Origin of the sequence: Isoptericola sp. NPDC060257 (assembly GCF_042726645.1) — a bacterium.
Taxonomy (GTDB): Bacteria; Actinomycetota; Actinomycetes; order Actinomycetales; family Cellulomonadaceae; genus Isoptericola; species Isoptericola nanjingensis.
The window spans coordinates 1-1364 of record NZ_JBHXAW010000497.1 but is presented as its reverse complement, the minus strand read 5'-3'; the positions used below and the strand labels follow the sequence as shown (position 1 = coordinate 1364).

At 68.8% G+C, this 1364-nt stretch carries 2 protein-coding genes; one reads left to right on the top strand and one right to left on the bottom strand.

Going from position 1 to position 1364, the window contains the following annotated elements; genetic code table 11:
• Positions 1 to 1130 (top strand): GntP family permease (locus tag ACFWEK_RS21645; protein ID WP_430555381.1); only part of this gene is annotated, 1130 nt, incomplete at its 5' end.
• A gap of 32 nt (positions 1131 to 1162) precedes the next feature.
• Here the strand turns inward: ACFWEK_RS21645 and ACFWEK_RS21640 are convergent.
• Positions 1163 to 1364: FCD domain-containing protein (locus tag ACFWEK_RS21640; protein WP_430555380.1), on the bottom strand; the 202-nt coding region annotated here is incomplete at its 5' end.

Genomic DNA, 1364 nt, shown 5'->3' with positions numbered 1-1364 from the left:
GTGTGGTCATGGGCTTCCTCATGTCGAGCTATGGAGCCGTGCAGCGGATCGTGCAGGGCATCCTCAAGGTCTTCGGCAAGCGGGGATCGCCCTATGCTTTCGGCCTCACTCTGTCGACCGTGACGCCCGCCATCTACTTCGACGTGCTTCTCGTGATCGTCGCACCGATCGCCCGCCGGGTCGCTCGGATCACGGGCCGCCCCGTGGCGTCCCTCGCGGGCCCCGTCTCCATGGGGCTCGCGGCCGGGAACGCGCTGGTCATCCCCGGGGCCGCGATGCTCGCCTACCTCGGCACGCTCTCGCTCTCGCCGAGCGACATCCTCGTGCCAGGCTTCCTCGTCGCGATCCCTTCGGTCGCGCTGACCATCTTCCTGTACCTGGGGGCGATGGAGCGCCTGCGCTGGTGGAACCCTGCGCGTGACGAGGAGATCGTCGACGAGCGCCTGGAGCAGGAGGAGGCGGAGGCCGAGCCCGACGACTCGCACCTGCCGTCCATGGGTGCGGCCCTCGCGCCCGTGCTCGTCGTCCTCGTGCTCATCGTCGCCGCGATCGTCGCGCCCCTCGTGGGCATCGACAACGGTGTGATCGGCTTCCTCGGGAGTCCGGTCATCGCGCTGTTCGCGGGTGCGCTCACCGCCCTGGTCATCACGACGCGGAGGTCTGGGCTGACGGGGCAGTCGGATGTTGTGAACAAGGCGCTCGAGACCGTGGGCACGATCCTCGTCGTCACGGCCGTCTCGGGCTCTCTGGGCCAGATCATCGCGGGTACCGGGATGCAGGACGTGCTCTCGAACCTTTTCGAGGCGAACTCGACCTTGCCGCTCCTGGCCGTCTGGTTCATCGCCGCCGTCATGCGCATGGCCATCGGCGGCCAGACCGTCGCCGGGATCACCGCGATCAGCATCATCGCGCCCCTGGTCGACGGCCTTGGCCTCAGTCCCGTGCTCGTCGTTCTTGCAGCCGGTGCCGGCGGCATCTTCGGCGGCCAGTTCAGCGACAACGCGTTCTGGATGCTGCGGAGCCTCTTCGGCTTGTCCACGCGCGGCACGCTGAAGACGTACACGCTCGGTCAGTCGATGCTGTCGGTCGTGGCACTGGCCCTCGTCCTCGTCGCCGACATCTTCGTCTGAGCGGCGCGCTACGCAGTGCGGCCCCGCCCGACCTAGGCAGTCGTCCGGGGCCGTGCTGCGTCGTCGGCAGAGCGACGCAGCTCGCGCTGGACGGTGCGCACGTGCTCACGCGCCCGCTCGGCCGCGAGCTCGGGGTCCCGCTGTGCGAGTGCGTCGGCGATGCCGACGTGGTCAGTGTGGGCCCGTTCCAGGCGACCGGGGATCTCGATGACCTTGAGGGAGTACTCCTCGAAC